The following is a 17,730-nucleotide window of genomic DNA, read 5'->3' on the forward strand; positions in this document are numbered from 1 at the left end:
CGGCCAAACACATCCACCCACCCGGGCAGTTCGCTCGCCGGGCCGCCGGTTTTCAGGGTGGTCGGCTGACCGAGCACATCCACCCACCCGGGCAGTTGGCTCGCCGGGCTGGCGGTTTTCGGGGTGGTCGGCGGCGAGAGGGCAGACGGCTGCGCCGAGGGGGTAGGCGTAACTGGTGGCCGGGTCGTCCCGCGCCCCGCGCCTCGCCATGTCCCGTCCCGCGCCGCGCCTCGCGCCGCCTCGCCTTGCCCCGTGCCGCCCCACCGCGCCGCCCCGTCTCGCCCCGGCCCCGCGCCACCTCGCCCCAGAGCGGACCGCGCCGGGCCGCGCTGCCCCGCCCCGCGCTGCCCCGCCCCGCCCCGCGCCGCCCCGCGCCCGCTGCGCCGTGCCGCGCTGCGCCGTGCCGCGCTGCGCCGTGCCGCGCTGCGCCGGGCTGCGCCGTGCCGTGCTGCGCCGTGCTGCGCCGTGCTGCCTCGCGCCGCGCCGTGCTGCGCCAGACCGCGTCGGGCTGGGCCTTGCGGTGCCGTGCCTTGCCAACCCGCTTCGGTCCGCCTTGTCCGTGTCGCGCGGGCTGGGCCGCGCTGGGCCGGGCGGTGCCTCGTCTCGCGGCTTGCGGCGCCTCGCCGTTGCGGGCCATGCCTTGTTGAGCTGTGCCTTGTGTCGGGTGCTGTCCACTTGCGCCTTGTCGAATCTGCCCTGCTGTTCCAACTGATTCCGCTGCGATCGACCGGTTCGCGTGTCGGTGTCGCATTGGGACGACGCTCCTCCTGTCCGGGTGCGACAGACGACGAGGCCCGCCGTCCGTGGACGGCGGGCCTCGGGTGCGTGGCTCAGCGGGCGGAGGAGGTGTCCTCCCCTGGCCGGTCGTCGTGGTCCTTGGCGCGGGGCCAGGCGGGGGTGTCGTCGTCGGTGCGGCGGAGGTGGCGGCGTTCTTCTTCCTGGTGGGCGGTGATGCGGGGCCAGCCGGGGTTGGCGACGGCGCTCAGGGCGGGGCGGTCGGGGGTCGGGGTGTCCAGGCGCTCGGCCTGGTAGTGGGGGTCGGGGTCGGTCTTGGTGACCGCCGCCGTGAGCTGGGCGAAGGTTGGGAGGAGTTCCGCTGCCTCCCGGACCTGTTCCGGGTGTCGGGACAGCCACCAGACGACGGCCGTGCCGGGGTCGGTGAGGACCTCTTCGGCGAGGTAGGCGCGGGCGTGCTGTTCCAGTTCGCGTTCCTGGTGGCGGACCTGCTTCTCCTTGCGCAGCTCGGTGAGCCGGGCCAGCCTGCGGGCGTCGTCGTCGGGGACGGTGAGGCCGATGGACTCGGCCCAGGAGATGACCTGGCCGGAGCGGTCGGGGAGCATCGCGCCCAGTTCGGCGGCCAGGCGGGTCTGCACCGCGTCGACGTCGGTGGGGGCGCCGGTGATCGTGACGACCCTGGCGCGTTCCAGGATCGCGTGCACCGCCAGGCCGCGCAGGTTGCCGTGCTGCTGCTGGCCCTGTTCCTGCGGCACCCAGCACACCGTGCAGGAGAGCAGGAACCGGTAGTACGGCTCCGCGCTGTCCACCGGGATCGACGGCACGTGGTGCTCGGAGTGCGGCGGCGTCGGCGGCTTCGCGGCGGCGGCGCGGCGCCGGGCGGCCTCGTCGCGCAGCGCGCGCTGGTCGCGCTGGAAGAGGATCTGCTTGACGACCAGCCCGCTGAGCCCCAGCGACACCAGCAGCGCCAGCATGATCAGCCATCGGCCCCAGCCCAGTGCGAGCCCCAGGGCCCACGGCAGGGCCAGCCCCACGACCACCACCAGTGCGGGCGCGCGCCAGCGCGAGGTGAAATCCACACCTAGGTGGGTACCTGCTGCGGCCGTCGAGGAGTAGACACATCCTGGACATTCGCTCGAACATACGAATGCTGCTCCCATCACCGGTCGGCACGCTGGGCCGGACGGGGGATGGACATATCGCCGGTTCCACGCTCCCGAACCGGGTGATCACGCGGAGCCGTTGGTGCCCGGTGACAACACCGCACACTCACATCCGCTCAATCCGCCCCGCCGTCATCGGACGACGTCACCGGACCGGACCGCCGGGCGCCCGCGGGCGGATGCCCGCGGGCGAGCAAAATCCTGTGACTGGACGTGATCACCGGGTGTCGGTCGAGGCGGCGGCACCCGGTGGGACGACCGGCGGATGACCGCACCACGGAGCGTGCCCCACGCACCTCGACCGACAGCGGTGTCAGCCGGACCCGTCGTCCACGACCATGCTCAGGTCATCGACTCCGTAGCGGTTCCTGAGTTCACCGGACAGCGCGCTCTGCCCGTTCCCGTCGAGCACTCGCGCCAGGTCGTGAACCAGCACCAAGCGCCTGCCCTGGTCCTCGTGGACGGAATCGACGACGTCACAGATGCGTTCGAACAGGCTCTTCGGTTCGAGCACAGGCGAGGTGACCGAGGAGGGTTCCAACTCTCCGCGGATGATCGCGGACAACCGGGCGAGCGTGGGTGCCAGATCCAGGGTTTGCACCGGTTCCGCGCGGTGCCCCGCCAACCACCACGCCACCGCGCTGCCCGGGGTCTCGAAGACGTCGTCGGTGAGGTACCTGCGCATGTTGCGTTCCTGGGCGCGCTCGCGGTCCCACAACTCCTCGTCTTTGCGCAGTTCCGCCATCCGGGCGAGTCTGCGCGCGTCCTCCTCGGGGAGGGCCAACACGACTTCACTCGCCCACGTCCCCACCCCGTGGCCGTCCGGGCGGCGCGCCTCCACCTCGGCGGTGACGGCGCGGGCCGCCGCGTCCAGTTCTTCTGGTCTGATCGACGCGGTCACCCGGGCGGCGCGGTCGAGGATCGAGCGGATCGCCCGGTCGCCGTGGGTTCCCGGGACCAGTGAGTGCCAGTGGACCCGACAGGAGAACGTGAACCGGTAGTCCGGCGCTGCGGAGCGCAGTTGCACGCCTTCGACGACAACGTCTTCGACCACCGGCTGCGGTGCGGGTTCCGGTATGGGTTCCCTCAGCGGCTCCCGGTGCGGCCGCACGGACAGCGTCCACTGCTCGTACAGCCGTCGGCCGATCACACCTGCGGCGATCAGGCCGACGGCCAGCAGTGGAATCCACACCCCCGCGCTGAGGTCGAATGCCGCTGCCAACAGCAGTGGCAGCCCCACTGAGGCGCACCCCAGGCCCGCCAACGCCAATTTCCTGTTGTCCGTCAGCACCGCTGTTCCTCCTTCGTTCCCACTGCCAGGGGGTCCCGGACGAGTTGAATCCTTCGTTCCATGTCGATCGCCGCTCGGCGGACCCGCTCGTCTTCCGGTGACAGGCGCAGCAGGCGCCGGTTCGCGGCGAAGAGGTCGGCCAGCGGACCCCAGGCACCCGCGCAGGCTGTCACCAGCACATCCATCACGGCGGGGGAGCCGGTCGCCATCCAGGTCATGGCGGTGTCCGCCCAGCCCTCGTCCGCGAGCGCCGCCCGCCACCCCGCCACGACCTGGGCGCGGACCGCACTGTTCGCCAGCAGGGACTTCCCACCCGGCCCCGCTGAGACGAGCCGTTCCGGGCGCACGACTGCCCGGAACACCGCGGGCCTGGTGGTGCTCTCCCCGTCCGCCAGGAAGCGGCGAAGCATCTGCCGGTCCTCGGTCAGCCGGACGAGAGCCGCTGTGGCGAGCGCGGCCGTGGCGGCGTCGGGGTGCTCGGCCAGGTATCGCAGTCGGACGATGGCCTGGTTCGGGAAGTCGACACCCAACACCCGTTCGCACACCGCCACCACCGCTTCAGCCAGGGCTGGGCTGAGGGCTGGGTCGCGCGACCAGAAGTAGACGCGCCGTCGTGCCAGGTAGCCGAACCGGTCGTCGACCGCGGCACGACCCAACAGCGCCAGTGCTTGCTCGCGCAGAGGTTTGCGCTTGTCTGCCCAGTTCACGACCACGCTGAGCACGTCATCGACGTACCCGGCGCGCATCGCTTGGCTGACGAACCGCTCGGTGATCCGTTCCAGGTCCGCGTCGTCGGTGGTCCGGTCCAGTCCCACGGCCGACACCCAGGACGCGAATACCGCGTGCATCTGCGGGTACGCGTCCCAGAGGTGCGCCAACACCGCTTGACCCCGCCAGGTGTTGTCGAAGCGGACCCTGCGCTGCTCGACCACTGCCTGCAACCTGCTCGCCCGGATGGTCAGTCCGACGTCCTGGAGTTGGGGCGCAGGTTCTTCGGTGTACTCCACCTGCTCAAGCAGCTCCCGCTCGGCGGCGGCGACCACATCCACCGATCCGCCTTCCAGCAGGGCCAGCGCCGCGCTGAGCGCTCGGGCGCGGGTGTCGAGGTCCGACATCATCCGCGTCACCGCGGACGCCTGCTCATGGATGACGGCCAAGGCCGTGCGCAGGCGCTCGATGATCCCACCCGCGGTCGCCACCGCGTGGTGCACGAGTTCGGCGACCCCGTCCATACCCAGTTCTTCTATCTGACCTCTTAGGTCAGCAGGCACCTCGTCGGCGCGCAGGTCGAGGTCGTGGGTCTCGAGGTGCGATCGGAGCACCGCGATCCGGTCGGGTGCCACGACCTCGGTGCACAGGGGGCGGAGGTCGGGCGGCAGCCTGCGCTCGGCCCACGGCGGCAGGACGACCACGAGCCGAGCCCGTTTCACCGCCACCTCCGCGCGTAGCCCCACCAGTCTCCGGCAGCACGCGTCAAACGTCTTCTCGTCTGCTTCGGACAGGTGGAGCAGCAGGTTGTCGCCGCTGAGCACCGCGTCCGGTTCGATCAGTGAGCCGCCGTCCTCGGGTTGCACCGAGATGAGCCGAATGGGCTCTCCCTCCGTGCGGCTCAGCAGCATCCGCGCGGTCGCTTCCTTGCCCGCACCCGACTTGCCGCCCAGCAGCAGCGTGGAGCCCTCCGGCCGCACCCTGCTCAGCATCGCGTCGAATCCGGTGGGCCGGACGAACCTGGCGCGGAGCCAGGAGAGCCCGTCCGCTGCCACCGTCTGCGGGGCGGTCCGCCGCAGCAGCGACGCCAACGCCTCGCCGTCCAACGCGGCTGTGATGTAGTTCTGCGTGCCGTGGTTGGGGGAGTTCTGGTTGATCCCCGAGAACATCCCGCTCGCGCTGGAGAAGTCCATGGTCCCCTGCGTGCGGCCGGGGAGGTCGTCAGTCATGTCCCACCCGGTAGTTCTGCTTGCCGTGGTTGGTCGAGTTCTGGTTGACGCCCACGAAAGTGCCGCTGGCACCCGAGAAATTCATGGTGTTGCTCGTGTTCGCGCCGAGTTTCTCCGCCACTGCTGCCGCTGGCGGTGCCTCCGGTGGGACGAACCCCTGTTTCAACAGATCCCCGGTCGGCGTGGGCACCCGCAGGTAGGCGGTGCCCTCGAACTGCTTGACCCGTACCGGGGTGGCCACGTAGTCGTCCGGGGACTCGCCGGTGTAACCACCCTGGACGGCGTTGGCGTAGGCGGCCTGCGACACGATCGCGGCGACGCAGGTCTTGTGCGTCGAGCGGGTCAGGAGATCGCGCACCGGTTCGGCGTCCAGGAGCCGGTGGGCTTGCACCCTCGCGTCGCCGCTGCCGGTGCTCAGGTCAGAGATCGAGTCGTCTGTCATCGGTCCGACCTGCACGCTCACCCGCATCCGCATCGGCGCCTCCGCCGCGGACAAGGTGTTGCGGTAGTCGAGTTCCTCCTGCAGCGCGGGGAGGAAGGGGTTGAGCAAGAGCGGGAGTTTCGTCGAAGTGAAGCCCAGGTAGTAGCCGTCACCGGTGCCGCCGCTGAACCTGGTTTCGTCCCACATGTCGACCAACCCGCAGCGCTGGAAGGCCTGCCGCAGGATCAACGGAATCCGGTCGGTGAGTTCGGCGTGGTACCGGCCCGGCCGGGTGCTGAAGTCCTTGACGTCGACGATCAGCAGGGCGCGGTGCGGTGGCATTTCGACGGGTGCTGTGCGGGACATGTGGCTCCTCTCGGGTGGGGGCTCAGTGTTGCCCGGCCGCCGGTCCCGGACTGTCCGGCGGCGGACAGTCCGGTGGTGACGCAGGTCATAGCGGATGGTCGACGGCGAGGATCGCCAGTTGTCGTCGGTCCAGTACGCGCAGGCGCGGACCGGGCGCGAGCACGCCCTCCACCCGCAGTGCCGCGATCTCCTTCGCCACCGTGCTGCGGGACAGGTGGAGCGCATGGGCGATCGTTTCCTGCGGCAGTGGCACTCGAGACGGATCGGCGGTACCGGGGTCGGCCAGGGCCACGATCTCCAGCAGCAAGCGGGCGAGCCGTTGGGTGGGGGAGAACTGCGCCAGTTGCACGTGGAATGGCACGGTTTGGGACAGTTTGGACACCATGTAGTCGGTGAAGGCCTCTTGGCGGTCGTGTGCGGCGAGGATTCGCCTGAACGCAGGGAATGGCAGACGACCCGCCGTGCAGTGGTCGATCGCCACGACCGAGGCTGTGCGGACACCCGTCGGGTCCGCGGTCAGCTCCCCGACGAGGTCACCTGAACCGCGCAGTGCCACCAGCAGGTCGGGCCGGTCGTTCTGCCGCGCCATCACCCGCACCCGACCGCTGGTCAGCATGAGGACGTATCCACCCGGATCTCCCTGGCGCAGCATCGTTGCCCCGGCCCGGAACACGTGTTGTGTGCTTTCCGCTCGAAGTGCCTGCCAGACGCGTTCCCCGACGAGCAGCCGAAAACCCTTGGTCACGGGTCAAGCTGTACCGGTCGGGCGTGTTGTGTACGTCCGGAGTACTGAGCCTTCGCCCGAATGGATCAGTCCTGCGCCGCCAGCGCGGCGCGGATCTTCTCCGCGTACGCCGCCGCCGGGTTCTCCTCGTCGTACGGGTGGCGGGGGCCGAGCCAGAAGCGGAGGCCGTCCTTCTTGTGCCGGGGGATCACGTGCAGGTGCAGGTGCGGCACGGATTGGCTGACGATGTTGTTCACCATCACCAGCGAGCCGTCCGCGCCGAGACCGTCCTCCACGGCGCGCTCCAGCCGCTGGGCGAGGGTGAAGAAGGCGGGGACGTCGGCGGCGGGCAGGTCGCTCAGGATGGTGTGGTGGGTTTTGGGGACCAGCAGGACGTGACCGCGGAAGAGGGGGCGGTGGTCCAGGAAGGCGAGCGCCCGGTCGTCCTCGTGGACCACGTCGGCGGGGAGCTCACCAGCGAGTATCCGACAGAACGAGCACGTTTGCGACATCAGGTCCTCCAGGCTGCCCATGGGTTCATCACACTCTGGGCACAATGGTGCGGTGACCGTTCCAGACACGCCGTACCAAGTGCGCAGAGCTCCGACGCAGTACCGGGCGAGCCGACAGATCGAACGGATTCTGGACGCCGCCTCGCGTGTGGTCACCGAGAAGGGTTTCGCGGGTACCACCACCGCCGACATCGCCAAGTCGGCCAAGGTCTCCATCGGGTCGGTCTACCGCTACTTCCCGGACAAGGTGGCCGTGATGAAGGCGGTGGTGGAGCGGAACTCGGCGCGGTACCAGCGCCGGGTGGACGAGGAGACCACCGCCATGCCGTCGCACCGGTGGCGGGAGGCGGTGGAGCACGCCTACGACATCTACGTGGACATGTGCCGCGGTGACGACGGCTTCCGCGCGCTCAGCGGTGCCGGGATCGCCTCCGGTGAGCTGGAGTCGACCGCGGCGGGGGTGGAGGACCCGCTCTCGCCCGCGTTCGCCCAGATGCTGACCGCGCGCTTCGACTTCCCGGCCTCGCCGGAGCTGCGCACCACCATGCTGCAGGCGGTGACCATCGGCGACGTGCTGACCAGGTTGGCGTTCCGGCTCGTCCCGGGTGGACACCCGGAGACCCTGGCGCAGACCAAGCGCATCATCGTGGACCTCTTGGCGCCCCACGCGCCCTGACGGTGTGGGTGCGGCGCGGCGGTGCTGGGACTTGCACCGCCGCGCCGCGGTCTGCTCCCCCGGGGTGACCGGCCCGGGGATGTTTGTATGGGTGAGCAACAAACCCGCCTCCCAGGGTGGCGATCTGAGCCCGCCCGGCATACCGCCGTTCAGCGCATTGTGTGACGCGCCCGACCGCCGTTGAACCGGATTCGACGCGATCGCGGTTCCACCAAACCGGACACGCCACCGCGTCGAATCACGCACGGGACCGCCGTGCACGGCGGCCTGCCGTCGGGGACAGACCTCGACGGGACGCCCACCGCCGGAGAGGGGTGCGACGCCGATGGCGCACACAGCCGAACTCGATCCGATCGATGTGGCCATCCTGCGCGAGTTGCAGCGCGACGCGCGGTTGCAGAACAAGGAGCTGGCCGCGATCGTGGGGGTCGCCCCGTCGACCGCGCTGGAACGCGTGCGCTCGCTGCGCAGGCGCGGCGTGCTGACCGGGTTCCACGCCACGGTCAGCCTGTCCGCGCTCGGCAGGCCGATCAGCGCGCTGCTGTCGGTGCGGGTCCGCCCGCACCGGACGCAGATCGCCGAGGCGTTCACCGAGTACGTGCTCGGGCAGCCGGAGACGGTGTCGATGATGCACGTCGCGGGCCCGGACGACTACCTGGTGCAGGTCGCGGTGCCCGACACCGACCACCTGCGCAAGCTGCTGGTGGAGCGGCTGGAGACCCGGCCCGAGGTCATGTCGGTGAGCACGGTGCTGGTCTTCGAGGCCGTCGACCGGGTCGTGCAGGCGCCGCTCGCCTAGCGGACGCGGAAAGGCCCGGACCCCGCAGCGGGTGTCCGGGCCTTCCTCGGCTCAGGTCAGTTGTTGCTCGCGCGGCGGCGCACGGCGATGAGCGCGCCCGCGCCACCCAGGACCAGGACGCCACCGATGGCCAGCGGCAGCGCGATGCTGGCGCCGGTGTCGGCGAGGTCGTCCTCGGCCGGGGCCGCGGCCGGTGCGGGCGAGGTCGACACGGCGGCCGAGGTGGTCGTGGTCACCGGCGGGGCGGTGGTCTCCGCGGGCGGGGTGGTCGTCGACGCGGGCGGCGTGGTGGTCTCCGCGGGCGGGGTGGTCGGGGGGACCACCTTCTTGCAGGCGTCCGCCTCGGCCTTGGCGGTGAAGCTCCACTTCTTCTCACCGGTGGGGTCGTCGCTGGTCTTCACGGTCAGCACGTACTCGTGCTTGATCGTGGCGTCCTGCTTGTCCCAGGTCTGCTGGTGGCCCTTGCCGAAGCTGCCCTTGCCCAGTTCCTCACCGTTGTCGGTCAGGGTCCAGGTGTTGGTCGACCCCTGGGTGTAGTCGTGCAGGTTGACCGTCACGGTGGACGTCTCCTTGTCGCACGACGCGCTGACCTTGCCCGCGTGGGCGGAGGCGACGCCGGTCAGGCCGAAGACGGCGGTGGAAGCGAAGATGCCGATGACCGCGGTGCGGGCCAGGACACGGGAACGGGACGTGCTCACGGAAACTCTCCTCGGTTCGTGCTGGAAAAGTCGCCCGCAGCCCCGACTCCCGTAAGCCGCGTGACGTTATGGCGGGGAGACTAGCCACCTACATGGGTGACGCGGCAGCCGGGTCGACACTGATGGTGTATTCGTTATCAAGAACAGGGGGTCGCACCTATCGCTCGAACGGGTGAGATGGGCTATTGATGCTGGCTGAGTGTCGCGCATCGGGGCGGCATCCAGGTGGTCGTGCGGTACCGCACCGGGTACTTCCCGTTATCGGGGTCGGCATCCGCGTGGGTCCGGTGCGGCCGAACGGGTGGTGCCGCTGCGCCGTTCCGGTGGGTTCCGCGCCTGTCGGGCCGGTTTTCCGGTGGCGCCGCCATTCCCGGATGCGAAAGCGGCGGAGTCGATCAATGGACGCCTGAACGGGCGTCGATCGATTGGCGGCGGAATTGCTCACGCCGGGTCAACAACCGGGTTTCGCCACCTCGGGCGCAGCCGGTCCGCGCCGAGGTTTTGCGCGGGGACGTCTGTGTCGGGTGGAGGTTGCCCGCGATCAATAGGCTGTCGGGGTGAAGACTCCTTGGTGGAAGTTCGTGCTCGTGGTGGTCTGCTTCCTCGTCGGCGGCGTGTGGACCTTCCAGGGCCTCGGCGTGATCGGCGGCAGCTTCATGACCGGCTCGCCGGTGTGGCTGGCGATCGGCCTGGTCCTCGTGCTGGCGGGGGTGTGGCTGCTGGTGGAGACCCTGCGCGCGCGCCGTCGCTGAGGGTGTTCCTGAGAGTCTTTTCAGTCGCTGAGAGTGTCCTCAGTGCTGTCGGTGGGATCATCTGTGCATGAGACGTTCCCTGGTCGCCCTCGGTCTGCTCGGCGCCGCGGCGTGGGCGCTGCGCGACATCCCGGTCGCCGTGGGCGGTCGCGCCCGCGGCGACCGCGCCAACCGGGTCGCCCGTTCCCCGCAGTTCCGCGACGGCCGGTTCCGCAACCGGCCCACCCCGGCCGCCGACCGCACCCCGAGTGCCGCCATGGCCCCCACCACCCTCGGCAGCGCCCTACGCGAGATGGCCCTCGGCAAGGAGCAGCGCACGCCCCTCGGTGACATCCCGCTGGTCACCCCCACCATCCCGGCCGAACGGGCCCAGGGCCTGCACCTGACCTGGTACGGCCACGCCACGGTCCTGGTGGAGATCGACGGCGCCCGCATCCTCTTCGACCCGGTCTGGAGCGACCGCGTCTCCCCGTCGAGGCTCGCCGGTCCCCGCAGGCTCCACCGCCCACCGCAACCGCTGTCGGAACTCCCGGCGGTCGACGCCGTGGTCATCTCCCACGACCACTACGACCACCTCGACCTGCCCACCATCCGCACCCTCCTGCGCACCCAGACGGCGCCGATCGTCGTCCCCCTGGGCATCGGCGCCCACCTGGAGCGCTGGAAGGTCCCCGCCGACCGCATCGTCGAACTCGACTGGTCGGAGAGCGCGGAGGTCGCGGGCATCACCCTCACCGCCACCCCCGCCCAGCACTTCTCCGGCCGCCTCTTCACCCGAGACCGCACCCTGTGGACCTCCTGGGTCGCCGCGGGCCCGGTCCACCGCGTCTTCTACACCGGCGATTCCGGCTACTTCCCCGGCTACGCGGAGATCGGCGCCGAACACGGCCCGTTCGACGCCACCCTGGTCCAGATCGGCGCCTACAACGACAACTGGGCCGACATCCACATGACCCCCGAGGAGGGCCTCGCCACCCACCTCGACGTCGACGGCGGCCTGCTGGTCCCGGTCCACTGGGCCACCTTCAACCTCGCCACCCACCCCTGGACCGCCCCCGCCGACCGCCTCTGGCGCGCGGCCCGCGCCCACGGCGTCCCCGTGGCCATCCCCCGCCCCGGCGAACGGGTCGACGTCCACAACCCCGCCCCGGTCGACCCGTGGTGGCAACGCCTGGGCACCCCGTCCGGAACTCCCACCCGATCAAGCGACACACCGACCCCGGAGTTGACCACAGCCAAGATCAACACCCCCTCCCCGACCCGCTGCCCGAGCTAGAATGGCCGCAAGGGCGCCGACCCCCGAGGGGAGCGCTCGTCAAGCCCCGTACGCCGATGGGTGTGGTCGGATTTCCCAGGCCGGCCGTTGGAACTGATCGTTGTACACGATGACGTCGGCGTGGTCGTGGGCGTCGAGGTAGCAGCCCTCGGCCGAGTACCGGCCGCGTCGGTAGCGCTGCGCACGGGGGAAGAGGAAGTCGTCGACGGTCGCGCGGATGACGTCGCGGTCCTGCGCGCGCAGGACGACGGCGAGCTCGTCGGCCGGCGTGGTCTTGCCTGCGGCGGGCGGCCCGTCGATGGCGACCCGCAGCGGATGCGCGATCGTGGCAGAGCTGATCGCCTCGGCCAGCCTGCCGATCAGCTCGCCGCGGGTGCTTGGTCCATTGCTGCCTCTCGCGGTCTCCGTACACGGCCTGGGGGTCAGTCCAGCCCCAACCGCACCAGCGCCCGCGCGAAGGCGTTCTCCCCGCCGTAGCTCCACGGCAGCGCCGACGGCCGGTTGCCGACGAAGGCCAGGTGCTTGCGGGCGCGTTCGTGTTCGCCCGCCTCCAGCATCGCCCAGCCGAACAGGTTGTGGGCTTCCTTGTCGTAGGCGCGGACCCGGTTGGACTGGCCCCACTTGCTCTCCGCGGCCAGGACCTCGTCGCGGAACGGGCCGCGGAAGTGGCGGGCGTGCAGGCGGACGTAGGCCCAGGTGCTGCCTTCCTCGATGAAGCGGTCGCCTTCCTTGAGCAGGTACTCGGCGTGGGCGAGGGGGAGCATGGCGGCCAGTGGGCTGCCGGGTGGGGCCTTGGCGACGGTGTCCCTGGCGAACTCGAACATCTCCTCGTGGGAGCCGCCCCACTTGAGGGCGAGGGTTTGGAGTCGGGCGCAGTGGGCGGGGTAGGAGGTGGGGCAGCGCTTGGTGGCTTCGAGCCAGACCAGGTCGCGCTGGGCGGGGTCGAGTTGCATGCCGCGGGCGTAGCGCTGGAGTTCGACCCAGGGGGTGGCGTCGGCGGGGGCGAGTTTCGCCGCGGCCATCAGGGGGTCGCGGGCTTCGCGGAGGCGGGCGGTGAACAGGCGGAGGCGGTCGTCGCGGATCGTGTGGGCCCAGCCGTCGCCGCGGATCTCCCAGGCTTCGGTGATGAGGGTGGCGCCCAGCCAGAGGAGGGCGTCGGCGGCTTCGCCGGGGGGCAGGCCCTCGGCGATCATCGCGCGGATCTCGGTGGACTGGCCGATGGCGGCCTCGGCGAGGGCGCGCACCCGCTGGGTACGCAGTTCGTGGTAGTCGCGGCACTCGCGCAGCAGTGCCTGCCCCGCCTTGCGGTGCCCGTCGCGCACGGCGTCCACGCCGGCGTCCAGGGCCATGTCGTCCCAGCAGCGGTCCATCACCAGGGTGTCGGCGATCGCCGACACCGCTTCCCGCGCCTTCTTGCGGCCGAACAGTCCCATGCCCCGAGGGTATCCACCCGCCCGGGTTAGGCTCGGGTTGTGCTCACGTTCCGCCGCGCCACCCCCGATGACGTCCGGTTTCTCGTTCCCCTGGTGGAATCCGCCTACCGCGGTGACGCCAGCCGGGCGGGCTGGACCACCGAGGCGGACCTGCTCGACGGGCAGCGCACCGACCCCGGTGGGGTCCTGGAGGCGATCACCGGACCGGGCAGCGCGGTGCTGGTCGGGGAGCGGGGCGGGGAGGTCGTGGTGTGCTGCCAGGTGGCGGTGGTCGACGGCGCGGGCCACTTCGGGCTGTTCGCCGTGTCGCCGCGGCACCAGGCCGGGGGTGTCGGCAGGCTCGCGCTGGCCGAGGCGGAGCGGGTCGCGGCGCGGGAGTGGGGTGTGTCCGAGATGCGGATGAAGGTCCTCACCGCCCGCGAGGACCTGATCGCCTGGTACGTCCGCCGCGGTTACGCCCGGACCGGTCGGCTCTCCCCCTTCCCCTACGGTGACGTGCGTTTCGGCGTGCCCCGCCGCGCCGACCTCGCCTTCGAGACGCTGGTCAAGCCCCTTGCGTCCTGATCGGACAGTGCGGGCGGCCCCGGGCACCGCCGTGTCCCATGCGCGCGCGACAATGCGGTGGTGTCCGGACCCACGATCCACGACCACATCCGCGCCCACCTCGACCCCAGCGGCCACGGCCTGCTCCCCGGTGGCGCCGAGCTTCCGGACGAGCCGACCGGCGGCATCCGGTGGGCCTCCGGCGCCCGCGACGCCCGGCCGGTGCTCGGCCGGTTCGGGGCGGGCCCGGACGCGGGCGAGCTGGCCGGGTTGGTGGCCGACGCGCTGGCCGGTGACCCCGGGTACGCCGCGCTGTACGAGGCGCTGACCGCGGGCGCGGCCGAACCCGCCGGGGTCGCGCACCTGCCCGCGGGTCCGCTGCACGACCTGGGGGTGCGGCTGGTCACCGGGGCGCGGCACCGCGAACCGGTCCGCTTCGGCCTGGGCCTGCTCGGCGCCGACGACACCGAGCTGCTGCTGCTCATCGGCAGGCACGAGGAGTTCACCGGCGCCGCCGCGGCGACCATCGAGGCCACCCACGCCGACGCCGAGCCCGCGCTGCTGCGGCTGGCCGACGCGGTGACCGGGTGGGGGCGCATCGGTGTCGTCGAGCGGTTCGGCCCTGGCGCCGGGCCGGGGGTGCGGGACTGGTTGCTGCGCGGCGGTTTCCGCAACGCCGTGCTCGACGCCTACCTCGCCCACCGCGCCGCCACCGTGGGCGACCTGGCCGCCGCCCTGTCGGCCCCCGCGGTCGACGGCGAGTTGCTCACCGCCGCCTGCGACATCGTCTGCGCCCTCCTCGACGGCGGCCCCGCGGCCACCATCGACGACTACACCGACGCGCCGCGCGCCCTCGCCGCGCTGCTCACCCACCTGGAGGCCCACCCCGGTGAGCTGCGGCACCTGGTGGCCCTGGCCCGCCTGGACGACTACCTGGCCGACGGCGGCTGGCCCGCCCGCTACCGGCGGCAGTGGACCATCGCCCGGCACGAGGCCCTGGTCCGCCGGGTCCGCGACCTGCTGGCCCGCCCGCACTGGCCCGCCCTGGTCACCGCGGGCCTCACCCGCCCCGACACCTTCCACGACGCCCGCCAGGCCGCCCGCGCGCTGGACGTCGACACCTTCCCGGCCCTGCTCGACCACGTCCGCGCGGGTGCGGGTGACTGGCCGCTGCTGATGGCCGAGACCACCGCGGACCGGCTGCCCGGGGTCCTCGCCCTCGCCGCGGCGGCCCGGTTGGCGCCCGCGGACCTGGACACGGTGGTCACCGCGTTGCGGGCGCACCCGGGCCACGGGGTCGACCTGGTGCTGGCGTCGCTGGCGTCCCCGGTCGGGCGCAACCGGGCGATGGCCGTGCGGACGCTGGTGGGCTGGGGGCCCGCGGCGTGGGCGGAGGGCATCCAGTCCGCGCTGCGCCGGGCGATCGACGCCGAACCCGACCCCGCGCTGCGGGAGAGCATGGCCCAGCTCCTCACGGGCTGACCGTGTTGACGAACCCCCCGCCGGGCGGGTCTGCTGTGACCGTGTCGACCACCGAGTACCGCCAGAGCCGCTTCGTCCCGCCGCCCGGTGCCACCGAACTGCTCCTGGTGCGCCACGGCGAGTCCGCGCCCGCCCGGCCGGACCGGCTGTTCCCGCTGGTCGACGGCCAGGGCGACCCCGAGCTGGCGCCGGACGGGGTGGTGCAGGCGCGGCGGGTGGGCGCGCGGCTGGCCGCTGCCGGGGTCGGGGCGATCTACGTGACGAACCTGCGCCGGACCGCGCAGACCGCGGCGCCGCTGGCCGAGGCCACCGGGCTCGCGGCGGTCGTCGAGCGGGACCTGCGGGAGGTCCACCTGGGGGAGTGGGAGGGCGGGGCGCTGCGGTGGAAGGTCGCCGAGGGCGACCCGCTGGTGGCGCGGATGCGGGCGGAGCAGCGGTGGGACGTGATCCCGGGGGCCGAGGGGCTCGACGCCCTGCGGGAGCGGATCGGCGCGGCGGTGCGGCGCATCCACGCGGCGCAGCCGGGGCGGCGGGTCGCGGTGTTCACCCACGGCGGGGTGATCGCCCAGGTGCTCGCCGTGGCCACCGGCGCCGCGCCGTTCGCGTTCCTGGGCGCGGACAACGGTTCCCTGTCGCACGTGGTCGTCGACGGGGACTCCTGGCGGGTCCGGCGGTTCAACGACACGGCGCACCTGGCGGGGGACCTGTCCGTCGCGGGCGAGGCGCAAACCTGAGCCGCGTTCACCTGCCGGGGGCTGGGGTGCGGTCGGGGTGGGCTGGTGGTTGGGTCTGGGGCATGGGTCTTGATCAGTACCTGGACGGGTGGCGGCCGGGGGTGGTGGAGGTCGAGGACGGGCTCAGCGGGGCGCCCTCGGCCGCCTTCGCCGCCGCGCTGGACCAACCCGGGGTGAAGGGCGGCGCGCTGCCGCCGTTGTGGCACTGGTTCCACTTCCTGCAGTGGCCGCCGGGCGGTGACCTGGGGGCGGACGGGCACCCGCTGGCCGGGCACTTCCTCCCGCCCGTCCCGGACCGGCGGCGGATGATCGCCGGGGGCCGGGTGAGCTGGCGCGCGCCGTTGCAGCTCGGGCGGCGGGCCACCCGGGTCTCGGCCCTGCAGGGGGTCGAGGTCAAGCGGGGGCGCACCGGGGAGATGGTGTTCGTGACCGTGCGGCACGAGGTGGTGCAGGGCGGTGTGCTGTGCCTGGTCGAGGAGCACGACGTGGTCTACCGCAGCGGTGACGCCCAGCGGCGGGCGTTCGAGCGCCCGGACCGCAGGGTGGAATCCGATTCGCCCTGGCAGTTGCGGCTGCACGCCGACTCCGTGCTGCTCTTCCGGATGAGCGCGCTGACGGCCAACTCCCACCGCATCCACTACGACGAGTCCTACGCGCGGGACGTCGAGGGGTACCCGGGTGTCGTGGTGCACGGGCCGCTGCTGGCGCTGCTCATGGCCGAGTTGCCCCGGCGCGCGGGGGAGACGTTGGCCTCCCTGCGGTACCGCTTCAAGAAACCCGTGTTCGCGGGCGACGAGGTGCTGGTCACCGGCGGACCGGACGGCGGGTTCGCGGTCGTGGGGGCGGGCATCCACGCCGAGGCGGAAGCGCGGTTCGGGCTGTGATGGGCGACCTGGACCCGGTGGAGCGCGAGATCGTCGCCACCGTCCGGGCGTTCGTGGACAAGGACGTGCGGCCGGTCGCCCGGGACCTGGAGCACGCCGACACCTATCCCGAAGAACTGATCGAGCAGATGAAGCGGATGGGGGTCTTCGGGCTCGCCGTGCCCGAGCCCTACGGGCAGGTCCGGGTGTCCACCCCGTGCTACGCCCTGGTCACCGAGGAACTGGCCCGCGGGTGGATGAGCCTGGCGGGCGCCATGGGCGGGCACACCGTCGTCTGCGACCTCCTGCGCCGCTTCGGCACCGACGAGCAGAAGGAGGACTACCTGCCCCGCCTGGCGACCGGGGAACTGCGGGCCACGATGGCGCTGACCGAACCCGGTGGGGGCTCCGACCTCCAGGCGATCCGCACCACCGCCCGCCGGGACGGGGACGAGTACGTGGTCAACGGTTCCAAGACCTGGATCACGAACGCGCGGCGGGCGGGGCTGGTGGCGTTGCTGTGCAAGACCGACCCCCGGGCCGAACCCGCGCACCGGGGGGTGAGCGTGCTGCTCGTGGAGAAGGTCCCCGGGTTCACCGTCTCCCGGGACCTGCCCAAGCTCGGCTACAAGGGGGTCGAGAGCTGCGAGCTGTCCTTCGACGACGCCCGGGTCCCCGTCGGCGCCGTGCTCGGCGGGGTGGAGGGCAAGGGGTTCGCGCAGATGATGGCCGGGTTGGAGATCGGGCGGGTCCAGGTGGCCGCTCGGGCCACCGGGGTGGGTCGGGCGGCGTTCGACGACGCGTTGCGGTACGCGCAGGAGCGGGAGAGCTTCGGCAAACCCATTTGGCAGCACCAGTCCGTGGGCAACCTCCTCGCCGACATGGCGACCAGGTTGACGGCCGCGCGGCGGCTCGTCCTGCACGCGGCGGCGCTCATCGACCGGGGGGTCCGGGCTGATCTGGAGGCAGGCATGGCGAAGTTGTTCGCCTCCGAGACGACCATGCAGATCACCATCGACGCGATCCGGGTGCACGGGGGGTACGGGTACTCCACGGAGTTCGACGTGGAGCGGTACTTCCGGGACGCGCCGCTGATGATCGTGGGGGAGGGGACGAACGAGATCCAGCGGGATGTGATTGTTCGGCGGCTGGTGGAGCGGGGTGGCTTGGATTCGCTCGGGCTGTGACTCAGGGGTTGCTGGGCCTGCCTGGCTCAAAGCCCGGTCGTTTTATGGGCGTGCCCGGGTGGATCTGCTCAACCGTGCCATGGGTTCAAAGCCCGGGATTTTTCGGGGCGTGCCCGGGTGGGTGGATCTGCTTGGGCG

General features: G+C 71.9%; 18 protein-coding genes. 9 read left to right on the top strand and 9 right to left on the bottom strand.

The features are described 5' to 3' along the window. Positions 1-830: 830 nt before the first annotated feature. The 6 genes from UO65_RS32930 to UO65_RS02165 all read right to left on the bottom strand — a co-directional run bounded on the left by UO65_RS32930 (position 831) and on the right by UO65_RS02165 (position 7,170). Positions 831-1,814, bottom strand: coding sequence for a hypothetical protein (locus tag UO65_RS32930; RefSeq protein WP_052020496.1), 984 nt, complete (start codon positions 1,812-1,814; stop codon positions 831-833). A gap of 397 nt (positions 1,815-2,211) precedes the next feature. Next, positions 2,212-3,189, bottom strand: coding sequence for a hypothetical protein (locus tag UO65_RS02145; protein ID WP_146241191.1), 978 nt, complete (start codon positions 3,187-3,189; stop codon positions 2,212-2,214). After that, positions 3,183-5,126, bottom strand: coding sequence for a hypothetical protein (locus UO65_RS02150; RefSeq protein ID WP_035278222.1), 1,944 nt, complete (start codon positions 5,124-5,126; stop codon positions 3,183-3,185). The genes UO65_RS02145 and UO65_RS02150 overlap by 7 nt, the downstream gene beginning before the upstream one ends. Beyond that, entirely contained in the window at positions 5,119-5,913 is a 795-nt protein-coding gene (locus tag UO65_RS02155; RefSeq protein WP_152551934.1) for a hypothetical protein, read from the bottom strand. The genes UO65_RS02150 and UO65_RS02155 overlap by 8 nt, the downstream gene beginning before the upstream one ends. Before the next feature lie 85 nt (positions 5,914-5,998). Beyond that, positions 5,999-6,658, bottom strand: coding sequence for a Crp/Fnr family transcriptional regulator (locus UO65_RS02160; RefSeq protein WP_035278224.1), 660 nt, complete (start codon positions 6,656-6,658; stop codon positions 5,999-6,001). A 65-nt stretch (positions 6,659-6,723) separates the two neighbouring features. Next, entirely contained in the window at positions 6,724-7,170 is a 447-nt protein-coding gene (locus UO65_RS02165) for an HIT family protein (RefSeq protein ID WP_233427404.1), read from the bottom strand. Positions 7,171-7,201: 31 nt separating this feature from the next. Between UO65_RS02165 and UO65_RS02170 the strand changes: the two genes are divergently transcribed. Next, positions 7,202-7,825: a TetR/AcrR family transcriptional regulator gene (locus UO65_RS02170; RefSeq protein ID WP_161784407.1), complete on the top strand. Its 624-nt coding sequence runs from the start codon at positions 7,202-7,204 to the stop codon at positions 7,823-7,825. Positions 7,826-8,150: 325 nt separating this feature from the next. After that, entirely contained in the window at positions 8,151-8,624 is a 474-nt protein-coding gene (locus UO65_RS02175; protein WP_035278228.1) for an Lrp/AsnC family transcriptional regulator, read from the top strand. Positions 8,625-8,680: 56 nt separating this feature from the next. Here UO65_RS02175 and UO65_RS02180 read toward each other — a convergent pair whose 3' ends face one another. After that, positions 8,681-9,322: an LPXTG cell wall anchor domain-containing protein gene (locus UO65_RS02180; RefSeq protein WP_035278230.1), complete on the bottom strand. Its 642-nt coding sequence runs from the start codon at positions 9,320-9,322 to the stop codon at positions 8,681-8,683. A 557-nt stretch (positions 9,323-9,879) separates the two neighbouring features. Here UO65_RS02180 and UO65_RS37165 point away from each other — a divergent pair. Both UO65_RS37165 and UO65_RS02190 read left to right on the top strand, forming a co-directional pair. After that, a complete protein-coding gene (locus tag UO65_RS37165) occupies positions 9,880-10,074 on the top strand; it encodes a hypothetical protein (protein WP_035278232.1) in 195 nt (64 codons plus the stop codon). A gap of 67 nt (positions 10,075-10,141) precedes the next feature. After that, on the top strand, positions 10,142-11,350 hold the full coding sequence (locus tag UO65_RS02190) for an MBL fold metallo-hydrolase (RefSeq protein WP_063935864.1): 1,209 nt from the start codon (positions 10,142-10,144) through the stop codon (positions 11,348-11,350). Between the two features lie 39 nt (positions 11,351-11,389). Here the strand turns inward: UO65_RS02190 and UO65_RS02195 are convergent, their stop codons facing one another. Then, entirely contained in the window at positions 11,390-11,833 is a 444-nt protein-coding gene (locus UO65_RS02195; RefSeq protein ID WP_200873282.1) for a nucleoside/nucleotide kinase family protein, read from the bottom strand. After that, positions 11,773-12,783, bottom strand: a complete 1,011-nt coding sequence (locus UO65_RS02200; protein WP_052020501.1) for a hypothetical protein — start codon at positions 12,781-12,783, stop codon at positions 11,773-11,775. The genes UO65_RS02195 and UO65_RS02200 overlap by 61 nt, the downstream gene beginning before the upstream one ends. Positions 12,784-12,822: 39 nt before the next feature. Here UO65_RS02200 and UO65_RS02205 point away from each other — a divergent pair, with 39 nt between their 5' ends. From UO65_RS02205 to UO65_RS02225, 5 genes are all read left to right on the top strand, one after another. Next, positions 12,823-13,347 carry a GNAT family N-acetyltransferase gene (locus UO65_RS02205; protein ID WP_035278233.1) on the top strand — a complete coding sequence of 175 codons (525 nt, stop codon included), beginning with the start codon at positions 12,823-12,825 and terminating at the stop codon, positions 13,345-13,347. A gap of 60 nt (positions 13,348-13,407) precedes the next feature. Continuing rightward, positions 13,408-14,808, top strand: coding sequence for a hypothetical protein (locus UO65_RS38510; RefSeq protein ID WP_152551935.1), 1,401 nt, complete (start codon positions 13,408-13,410; stop codon positions 14,806-14,808). Between the two features lie 41 nt (positions 14,809-14,849). Beyond that, positions 14,850-15,542, top strand: coding sequence for a histidine phosphatase family protein (locus UO65_RS02215; RefSeq protein WP_233427405.1), 693 nt, complete (start codon positions 14,850-14,852; stop codon positions 15,540-15,542). Between the two features lie 62 nt (positions 15,543-15,604). After that, a complete protein-coding gene (locus tag UO65_RS02220) occupies positions 15,605-16,426 on the top strand; it encodes an HTD2 family dehydratase (protein WP_035278236.1) in 822 nt (273 codons plus the stop codon). Continuing rightward, the gene (locus UO65_RS02225; RefSeq protein WP_035278237.1) at positions 16,426-17,592 is read left to right on the top strand and encodes an acyl-CoA dehydrogenase family protein; all 1,167 of its coding nucleotides are present in this window, start codon (positions 16,426-16,428) and stop codon (positions 17,590-17,592) included. Before UO65_RS02220 ends, UO65_RS02225 begins: the two co-directional genes overlap by 1 nt. Positions 17,593-17,730 lie beyond the last annotated feature (138 nt).

Source organism: Actinokineospora spheciospongiae (genome assembly GCF_000564855.1).
In the GTDB taxonomy this organism is placed as follows: domain Bacteria; phylum Actinomycetota; class Actinomycetes; order Mycobacteriales; family Pseudonocardiaceae; genus Actinokineospora; species Actinokineospora spheciospongiae.

Excerpts from the sequence above, each read along its gene's own strand:
- UO65_RS02175 (WP_035278228.1), top strand. The coding sequence starts at position 8,151 with ATGGCGCACACAGCCGAACTCGATCCGATCGATGTGGCCATCCTGCGC.
- UO65_RS02190 (WP_063935864.1), top strand. The coding sequence starts at position 10,142 with ATGAGACGTTCCCTGGTCGCCCTCGGTCTGCTCGGCGCCGCGGCGTGG.
- UO65_RS02200 (WP_052020501.1), bottom strand. The coding sequence starts at position 12,783 with ATGGGACTGTTCGGCCGCAAGAAGGCGCGGGAAGCGGTGTCGGCGATC.
- UO65_RS02150 (WP_035278222.1), bottom strand. The coding sequence starts at position 5,126 with ATGACTGACGACCTCCCCGGCCGCACGCAGGGGACCATGGACTTCTCC.
- UO65_RS02225 (WP_035278237.1), top strand. The coding sequence starts at position 16,426 with ATGGGCGACCTGGACCCGGTGGAGCGCGAGATCGTCGCCACCGTCCGG.
- UO65_RS02165 (WP_233427404.1), bottom strand. The coding sequence starts at position 7,170 with ATGGGCAGCCTGGAGGACCTGATGTCGCAAACGTGCTCGTTCTGTCGG.
- UO65_RS02220 (WP_035278236.1), top strand. The coding sequence starts at position 15,605 with ATGGGTCTTGATCAGTACCTGGACGGGTGGCGGCCGGGGGTGGTGGAG.
- UO65_RS02155 (WP_152551934.1), bottom strand. The coding sequence starts at position 5,913 with ATGTCCCGCACAGCACCCGTCGAAATGCCACCGCACCGCGCCCTGCTG.